Consider the following 9197-nt stretch of genomic DNA (forward strand, 5'->3'; position numbering starts at 1 on the left):
TCGCCATTGACACCAGAGAAATCGTCTGTTTGTTAATTGTCGACAATCAGCAGTTGAGGGGAGCCGTGCTTGCGCATTTCCGAAACCAAGGGCGTTAGCCTCGCCGGTCTGCAGCGCCTCTCCTCGTCCGCCCCAGCTCACAAGATCGTAAAGGCGGATGCGATCCTGTTATCGATTCCGTTCGAATCCGGCGGAGTGCCGCCTTGGAGCTTCGGCGGAGCGCCGAGATTGCAGTTCGACACGCTGATGGTGCGGCTGGAAACCGAACAGGGCATCGTGGGGTGGGGCGAAGCCTTCTCGCGGTGCGAGGACAAGTCGCTGAAGGCGATGATCGAGATGCGCGTGTTACCGCTCGTGATCGGCAGGAGCGCCTTGGAAATCGGCAAGATCAAGTATGATGTGGAATTCCAGCTCCAGAATTTCGGCCGCGTGGGCCCTATCGTCTATGGCGTCTCGGCGGTCGACATCGCCCTGTGGGACATCCTCGGCAAGATTTCCGGACTGCCGCTCGCCGCATTGCTAGGCGGTGCATTCGCCAGCGAAGTCGAGGTCTATGCCAGTCTGATGCGCTACGGCAATTGCGCCGATGTCGTCAGGGCCACTCGGCAGGCAATTGAGCGCGGATATCGTTACATCAAGTTGCACGAGATAACCGAGGACGAAATCCGCGCCGCCGTCGAAGCCGCGGGGGCACAGGCCGCCGTCATGCTAGATACCAATTGCCCATGGCCGGTGGCGGAGGCGCTCAAATACGATCGGCTACTCGAGCCTCTCAATCTGTACTGGCTCGAGGAGCCTGTCTGGCCTCCGGAAAACTATGCTGGGCTGGCCCGCATTCGATCAACTGGCCGGCACCACATCGCCGCCGGCGAAAATGCCGGCAGCCTACATGACTTTGTTGCGATGATCGCGGCAGGCGCCATCGACATTGCGCAGCCTGATGTCGCGAAAGCTGGCGGCATTTCCGAGCTCGTGAAGATCGCAGCGCTTTGTCAGGCTGAATCAATCGAATTCGTGCCGCATTGTGCAATCTTCGGCCCCGGCCAGGTCGCGACGATACACCTCAATGCGGCGCAGCGATCAGTCCCGATGCTCGAGCGGCTCTATTGCGATTTCGAGGCCGAGATCTACGGCGGTGCTACGCTTCCGGTCAATGGAAAGGTTGCCGTGCCGACAGGGCCGGGGCTTGGCCTCGACCCTGATCCAGGCGTGATCAACCGCTACCGCGTTGCCTGAAAGCAAAGGCTTGTGAGATGGGCCATAGCTACATTCCTCTCAACGGCCTCATCGGCAGACCATCACCGGGCCGCGCCGCTGCGCACAAGTGCGCTCTTCGTCAAGGCACGAAGGTTCGCGCAGGCCTGCCTGATCAGCTCTCGGGCGAGATGAAGGAGATCGGCATCGCGCTGGAAAGCGCGGTCCAGCATCAATTTATGTGAAGAGAGCGCTCATCAAGCGCGCTGTTTGCGCGTCCAACGCAAGAAGAGGGGACTCGAAATGGTAACACGGAGAGAGTTGCTTGCAGGAGCCGGAGCAGTTGCCGTGGCTGGCGGAGCGGGTCTCAAACCGCTCCCAGCGAAGGTGGCGCAAAGTAAAACCCTCGTGCTGGCGTCGATGGGCCCGGTCACCGGCAACTGGGATCCGACCTCTCACACGACCCTGGGACAGCTGAAGTTCGAAAAGTTCGTCTTCAATCATCTGACACGCTGCGAGATGCGGGAAGGCAAGTCTGAAGAGCTGACCCCGGACCTCGCCACCAGTTGGAAGCTGATTGATGCGCACACTCTGGAGTTTGGGCTTCGGAACGGCGTCAAATTCCACGACGGCAAGGAGTTCGGTGCTGAAGACGTTAAGGCGACCATGGAGTATGCCTCCAATCCGGCGCGCCCGGCATCCGCCCTCTATCCGGGGCGCGTTGATGTCGAAGTCGTCGACAATCTGACTGTTCGGTTGAAGACTGAAAAATACGGCTACCCCGCGTCCGCCTTCTGGTTCATTTCGAGCTTCCTTCCAATCCTGTCAGCGAAGGATGTTGCCGATCCCGCACTCCTTCAAAAGCGTCCGAACGGCACGAACGCGTTCAAATATGCGGGAACGCAGGGAGACAGGAACAACCTCGAAGCAAATGATGAATTCTATGGCGGACGGCCCAGGATCAATCGGATCGTCTATGCCTACGTTCCGGACGCCAACACGCGTGTACTGGGCCTGCTGAACGGCGAATATCACATTGCCGAACGACTGGAGCCCGAGCAATACGCCTCGTTGTCTAGCAACCCGAAAGTCACCACGCTTAAGGCGCTGACGACCGAGAACAAATATTTGCACTTCCGGTGCAACAAGCCTCCATTCAACGACGCTCGCATTCGTCGCGCAGTCTGCCACGCGATCGACCGTGATCAAATCCTGTCCTTGATGGGCGAGGCGGCCACACCGTCAAACTGCTACATTTCGCCGACGAAGTTCGGCTTCACGGATATTCCTGATTATCCAAAGTTCGATCCGGATGCCTGCCAGAAGCTTCTCGCCGAGGCAGGGTTTCCCAAAGGAAAGGGCCTGCCGCAACTCGAATATATCACCTCGATCGGCTTTTACCCGAAGACGAAAGAGTATGGCGAGCTGATCACGGCGATGCTCGCCGAACAGGGCATTGATGTTCGCCTGACTGTTCTTGAACCGGCCGCGTGGGAGCAGGCAATCTATCGCCGCGCTGACGGCCAGGGTCAGGGCCACATGTGCGACGTCGGCTGGATGACGGGATCGCCGGAGCCAGACCTCGTGCTGCGACCGAACTGGCATTCAAGCGCCGCGCTGATCACCGGGATCAACGACCGGGAAATTGATGCGGCGCTGGACAAGGAACGCGGCGCCACGACCCCCGAGGAGCGCCTCAGGATATTCAAGAATGAGACGTTTCCCACTCTCGCAAGCAAGGTTCCGAGTTTGTCGCTCTTTTCCGCCGTGACCTTCCATGGCGCGGCCAAGAATCTGACCGGGGCATACTATTTTCCCAACGGGCCGATTGACCTGAGCAAGGCGGACCTGAGCTAAGGGACCGCCGCAAAACCCGTTAGCAGAAGGCAGGAGCCGGCATGCTGTTTGCGCTCGACTTCTTCATTCGGCGCATTGCGCAAGGGTTGGTATTGGTCGTCCTCGTGGCCATGCTCATCTTTACGCTGCTGCGCATCGTTCCGGGCGACCCAGTGCGGATGATGCTGGGGCCTATGGTGTCAGCATCTGTCGCGGAACAGACCGCAAAAGATATGGGCCTGAGGGATCCAATCCCGGTTCAGTTCGGCCGCTATGCCGCGCAAATCCTGACGGGTGATTTCGGGAGCTCCTTCGTCAGAAGCGCACAAGGCGGTAGCACTGGCGGCTCGCGAGGCAGCTCGACTTTCGATGCCGCTAACCGTGCATCGGTATCGGGCCTCATCACAGCCAGTCTGCCCTACAGCCTGCTTCTTGCTGGCCTTGCATTCCTGTTTGCCTTGGCAAGCGCGCTCCCGATCGGCATAGCCGCGGGCTTGAGATCAGGACGATTGCCGGATCGGCTTGCACTGCATGTGGCTTCCGTCCTGGTCTCACTCCCCAACGTATGGTTAGCCCTCGTTCTCATCTTTCTCGTCTCTGCCAAGGCCGGATGGCTGCCGGCAATCGGCTATCAGGGGCCGAGCTACGCAATCTTGCCCGCCATTGTTCTCGCGATCGAGCTTGCTCCGACCCTCATCCGGTCCATCTCGGTCTCGGTGAGCGGAAGTCTCATCGAGCCATATGTGTCCCAGGGTGAAATTCGCGGCCTCTCGCGCAGTCGAATGATCGTCGCGCATGTGCTGCGCAATTCGAGCATCCCCGTCCTCAATGTGCTCGGAATCCAAGCGATTGGGGTCTTGCTTGGTGGCCTGTTCGTCGTGGAATACGTCTTCAACTATCCCGGCGTTGGCCTTCTGATGATCAACGCGGTTTTCCAACGGGATTTCCCTGTGATCCAGGCCATCGCGATCCTCGCCTGTGCGACCCTGGTGATGGTCAATATTCTCGTCGACTTTGCAGCCATGGCGATTGACAGGAGGCTACAATACTAGCGGCGGCGGAACTTCCGGCCAAGACCGATAGCCCGGCGGCAACGCGAGGTGGCGGCATCGCGGCCAGTATCCTCGCGCAGGCGTGGCGGACAACTGAATTCAAGATTGGATTCGCGCTGTTTTGCCTGCTGATCATCCTCTCGATCTTGGGCCCCTACATTCTCGATCTGTCGCCGACCCAATTCAACGTCAGCAAGAAATTTCTGCCACCGGCACTGCTGGATCATTCGAGCTGGCCTTACCTGTTTGGCACCGATCAACTCGGCCGTGATCTGTTTACGCGCTCACTCATCGGTCTTCGAAATGCCCTGCTGATCGGCATCGCGAGCGTTGCAGGAATGTTCATCCTGGGCTCAGCCATTGGCATGATCTCAGGCTATTTCGGCGGATGGGTCGGCTTGCTCTTGATGCGGATCACGGACGCGCAAATGTCAATTCCCGCGATCATTCTGGCGATCACAATTCTCGGCGTTTCACGCCCCACTCCGCTGGCCATCATTCTTGTTCTGATTCTTGCCGGTTGGCCGGCGTATTCACGCGTAGCGCGCAGCGTGACGCTGTCCGAGCGCCGCAAAGAGTATGTTCGAGCGATAAAAATTCTCGGCGCCTCAGACGCGCGGGTCCTGCTCGTTCATATCGCGCCCAACATCTTGCCGCCGATCGCCTTCGTGGCAATCCTGGATATTGCCCGCATGATGATTTTCGAAGCTGTGCTGGGCTTTATCGGGATAGGCATTCAACCGCCCACGCCGACATTCGGGACCATCATCGCCGATGGCACGAAATACATTCTAAATGCCTGGTGGATCACCACGGTTCCAGGACTCCTGCTCGCGATCACACTCTGTTGCATCAACCTCATGGGAGGAGCTCTCGAGCGATCGCGCAACAAGATCTTGCTGGGATTGGGATGATATCGCCGGTCAACATTCTCGAGGTGCGCAATCTGACCGTGACCCTTGATCTCGGGTCGCACGGGACGCGCGCCGTGCTCACCGATGTCGACCTGAGCATCGACGAAAACGAAGTCCTCGGCATTATCGGCGAGAGCGGCTCGGGAAAGACGGTGCTGTCGCGGGCGCTCGTCAGGTGGGTCACCAAGCCGCTCAAAATCGAATCGGGCGTCATCGCCTATCGTGGCAATGATCTTCTGAGACTGCCCCGGGCACACATGCAAGCGCTCCGCGGGCGCAAGATTGCCTACATAGGCTCCGATCCCGGCAATGCTCTCGATCCCACCCTTCCGGTTGGTCGGCAAATCGTCGAAAAACTCAGATCCATCGAGCCTGGTATCTCCAATGGCGAAGCAGAGCGACGCGTCATACGCCTGCTCGATGCCGTAAAGATGCCGGGCGCGAAACAGCGATTTGAGGAGTTTCCGTTCCAGTTCAGCGGCGGAATGATGCAGCGCGCCCTGATCGTGGATGCGCTCGTGACGAACCCGGACCTTCTGGTCGCTGACAACATAACGCAACCTCTTGACGTTACCGTCGCTGCTCAAATCCTTCGGCTCCTGCGTGAGTTGCAGCGGGGTTTCAAAACGGCGATCCTGTTCGTTTCTTCTTCTTTTGGGGTCATCAACGAAATCGCGCACCGAGTTCTTGTTCTCGCAGGCGGTCGCGTCGTCGAGACTCAAAGCGTTCAGCAATTGCTCGCGGCTCCGCAACATGCCTATACAAAGCAGCTGATAGCTGACATCCCCCGCATATGGCAGAGCTCGACTGAGGCCGTTGCAGATGAGCCGTCACCTGCCGCCAAGGACGTCATTCTGTCGGTGCGAAACGTCAGCCGGGTTTATCCGACGAAGGATAGAAACAAGCTCTTTGCAAACCAATTCGTGCACGCGGTGCGGGACGCTTCGTTCGATGTTCGACGGGGTGACAATTTGGCGATCGTCGGCGAATCGGGATGCGGGAAATCAACGCTTTCGCGTCTCCTGAGCCGTCTGGAGGTCCCCGATTCAGGACAGATATTGTTCATGGGCGAAGATATCGCGCCAATGAAAGCCAAGCGCCTATTGACGCTCCGCAGGAGATTCCAGCTACTCCTGCAGGATCCGTTTAGCTCCATTCCGCCTCATCTTTCGATCGGGCGAACCATAGCCGAACCCCTCTACGTCCATGGAGGGATGTCGCGTTCCCAAATCCGCGATCGCGTCGCGGCGACCATGCAGGAAGTTGGACTGTCTCTCGACTTGTTCGGCAAACTTCCGGTCGGATTGAGCGCCGGGCAGCGTCAACGTGTGAGTATCGGCCGGGCGCTCGTCCTCGATCCCGAGTTACTCATTCTTGATGAGACGCTATCGGCGCTCGACCAGGTCGAGCAGCGCAAGCTTCTCGACCTTTTTCAACGGCTTCAGGACCAGCGCGGAATGACCTACATATTCATTTCACACGACTTGGGGATGGTGCGACAAGCCTGCAATCGCATCGCCGTGATGTATCTCGGGCGCGTGGTGGAACTGGCTGACAATCGGACCACATTCATCAAGCCGAGACATCCCTACACCCGCGCGCTCCTGAGCGCGGTACCGACGGTTGAGGAGCGTCCTTTCAAGGCTTTGACCTACCTCCTGGAAGGAGAGCCGCCCAACCCAATCCACATCTCTGCAGGCTGCAGTTTTAGAAGCCGCTGCCCGTTCGCGCTCGATAAGTGCGCCTTTGATGATCCGCCGCTCGCGGCACGCGGACGGGATGAAGCGGCTGCCTGCCATCTGACGGAAATAGATCCGCACCATTAATGACTTTGTAGGGTCGCGCGACCATCCAATGGTGCTCCTATTTGGAGAGTGAACAGCATGGAGTTTGACTACATTGTCGTAGGATCCGGAAGTGCGGGATGTCCGCTGGTGGCGCGCTTGGTCGAGCGAAAACAATCGGTCCTGTTGCTGGAAGCCGGAAAGAAGGAGCGTTTCAATCTGTCTCACGTTCCGGGCGCCCTCGTCTATACGATCGGGAATAGACGGTACGACTGGGCTTACAAGACAGAGCCTGATCCGAGCAGAGGCGGCCTGGTCGAGGACTGGCCTCGTGGCAAGGTGCCGGGAGGTTCATCTGCGATAAATGGGATGATCTTCATCCGCGGTGCTGCGCGGGACTACGACGCTTGGGAGGCGCTAGGCAACAGAGGATGGGGATGGAAGGACGTGCTGCCGTACTTCCGAAAAATGGAGACGGCCGATGAGGACAGGGACAATCAATTTCGTGGAGGGCTCGGACCTCAACGGGTCTCAGCCTTACGTTGTCGTCACCCGATCTCTCAAGACTTTATCGACAGCTTTCAAGCCGCTGGCATTCCCTTCAATGAGGATTTGAACGGCGCCTCGCACGAGGGAGTTGCCTGGAACCAGGGATCAACGCGCAACGGGCGTCGGCTTTCGGCCTTCGAGGCCTTCGTAAGGCCAAAGCTGTCTGCAACTCATCTGAAGTTCTTGGATGACACCATTGTTCGCCGCATTCTGTTTGACAAGACGCGCGCCACTGGCGTTGCCGCCACGCATCGCGGACAACACCTCGATTTCGTCGCGAGAAAGGGTGTTATTCTTTCCGCGGGCTCCATCAATTCCCCGCATCTATTGATGCTTTCGGGCATAGGTGATCCGGCTCACCTCAAGAAGCATGGCATCGTGCCGCGCGTCGAAAGTCCTGAGGTGGGACGGAATTTAATGGAACACCCGGGACTGTATGTCCTTGCTGAACTCGACATCGAAACCGCCAATGGACTATCGCATCCCATAAAGGGCGCACTAGCCGTGGCGGAGTGGGCCTTTAAAAGGTCGGGGTTCCTGAGTGTGCCTACGGCGCAGGTCCTGGCGTTTCTAAGATCGAGCTCTGACCTCGCTGAGCCAGACCTTCAATTTCATCTCTTCCCGTTCGGTTTGACTAAAGCTGATGGAAAACTGAAAGTCCCGAAAGCTAACCTGGTGACCATCCTGGTGAACATCAATCACCCGAAAAGCACCGGCCATCTTGAACTCAGATCGAACGATCCTCTCGCTCCAATTGCCATCTTTCCCCGCTTGCTCGATCATCGGGATGACTTTGAGGGGGTTATGCGCGGGCTAGACTGGGTCCGGAAGATCTGCTCTATGCCCCCATTCGGCTCTCATGTCCTGAAGTTTTGCGAAGCGCCAGCATCGGGGGCTGGGCGGGAAGCTGACGAAGCCTACATTCGCAAAGCAACGGTCCCCTTCTTTCATCCGGTCGGGACTTGCCGCATGGGAGCAGACGATCGAGCGGTTCTCAGCCCTTCTCTTAAGGTGAGGGGCACCGAAAACTTGTGGGTCGCGGACGCCTCCATCTTTCCTCGTCATATCGCTGGGAATACCAACGCGACGTCTATTATGATCGGAGAGAGGGCAGCAGATCTCATCCATCCGTAAGTCGATATTCCGTAAATCCAAATTGGAGCAAGTTCGTGGCGCGCTTCTGTGGTGCCAGGATAGGAAGGATGGAACAGGCACGCATGCATTCGACATATGTCGTGCTCACTTAGAGAAATCGCATGACCACAATCGTGCTATGTCGCGAGCTTTGGAATACTGCCCCTTCATTTTGCCTCAGATGACAATGTTACCGAAGCGCACCCTAGTGTCTCCTGAATCAGCTGCCGCGAGTCCGAGCAGGCCGCTCGCGAAGCGCGCCCTCCAGGGCGCCGTAGCGAGCGAGCGGCTTGCTGTCATTCGGCTTTGCGGCCGGGTCAATAGCTCGTACCCAAGTAGTGTGTGCTCGAGATCCTGTATTGCTTTCTCCGTGCGTTTCTGCCGCCTCCCTTGAGGATTTTCTGCGCGGCTTTCTGGCCGGGCGCCGGAATTCAGCTTCGTGCTTCAAGTTACATCCCGCAAATCTTACACGATGATGTCGTCGATCGTTTGCTGCGCGCTAAGCGGACTACCTGCATTTAAAGAAGTTTGTTAACTTGGGCCGACTTACAACCGAACCAATAAGCAGTCGCTGCGCATGTATTTCGAGTCATCCGCAGAACCATTCGCATGACTGCGCGCGCGTAATCTTGGACACTTTTTGGTCGAGGTTCGAAAGGTCGTGCCCCCAGAGGTGGTGTAGCTCGGTAGAGCAAAGCCGCCCGGACGCGCGCCTCAGATAGCGCCGTAGCGGG

Annotated in this window: 6 protein-coding genes; all 6 read left to right on the plus strand. The window is 57.9% G+C overall.

The window, feature by feature from the left end:
- The first annotated feature begins 246 nt into the window (after positions 1-246).
- The 6 genes from AC5ZFO_RS43500 to AC5ZFO_RS43525 all read left to right on the plus strand — a co-directional run bounded on the left by AC5ZFO_RS43500 (position 247) and on the right by AC5ZFO_RS43525 (position 8463).
- Complete coding sequence (locus tag AC5ZFO_RS43500; RefSeq protein WP_496123784.1) at positions 247-1236, plus strand: mandelate racemase/muconate lactonizing enzyme family protein; 990 nt, start codon at positions 247-249, stop codon at positions 1234-1236.
- Positions 1237-1497: 261 nt separating this feature from the next.
- Positions 1498-3051, plus strand: a complete 1554-nt coding sequence (locus AC5ZFO_RS43505) for an ABC transporter substrate-binding protein (protein ID WP_496123780.1) — start codon at positions 1498-1500, stop codon at positions 3049-3051.
- A gap of 44 nt (positions 3052-3095) precedes the next feature.
- A complete protein-coding gene (locus AC5ZFO_RS43510; RefSeq protein WP_496123785.1) occupies positions 3096-4082 on the plus strand; it encodes an ABC transporter permease in 987 nt (328 codons plus the stop codon).
- On the plus strand, positions 4076-4996 hold the full coding sequence (locus tag AC5ZFO_RS43515) for an ABC transporter permease (protein ID WP_496123786.1): 921 nt from the start codon (positions 4076-4078) through the stop codon (positions 4994-4996). Before AC5ZFO_RS43510 ends, AC5ZFO_RS43515 begins: the two co-directional genes overlap by 7 nt.
- Positions 4993-6822: a dipeptide ABC transporter ATP-binding protein gene (locus tag AC5ZFO_RS43520; protein ID WP_496123781.1), complete on the plus strand. Its 1830-nt coding sequence runs from the start codon at positions 4993-4995 to the stop codon at positions 6820-6822. The genes AC5ZFO_RS43515 and AC5ZFO_RS43520 overlap by 4 nt, the downstream gene beginning before the upstream one ends.
- 57 nt (positions 6823-6879) lie before the next feature.
- Positions 6880-8463, plus strand: a complete 1584-nt coding sequence (locus tag AC5ZFO_RS43525; RefSeq protein ID WP_496123782.1) for a GMC family oxidoreductase — start codon at positions 6880-6882, stop codon at positions 8461-8463.
- The last annotated feature ends 734 nt before the right edge of the window (positions 8464-9197 follow it).

It is taken from the genome of Bradyrhizobium sp. Unk1 (assembly GCF_059512345.1).

What these genes read in the sequence shown, in the direction of transcription:
- AC5ZFO_RS43505 (WP_496123780.1), top strand. Translation starts at nt 1,498, where the DNA reads ATGGTAACACGGAGAGAGTTGCTTGCAGGAGCCGGAGCAGTTGCCGTG.
- AC5ZFO_RS43525 (WP_496123782.1), top strand. Translation starts at nt 6,880, where the DNA reads ATGGAGTTTGACTACATTGTCGTAGGATCCGGAAGTGCGGGATGTCCG.
- AC5ZFO_RS43520 (WP_496123781.1), top strand. Translation starts at nt 4,993, where the DNA reads ATGATATCGCCGGTCAACATTCTCGAGGTGCGCAATCTGACCGTGACC.
- AC5ZFO_RS43500 (WP_496123784.1), top strand. Translation starts at nt 247, where the DNA reads ATGGTGCGGCTGGAAACCGAACAGGGCATCGTGGGGTGGGGCGAAGCC.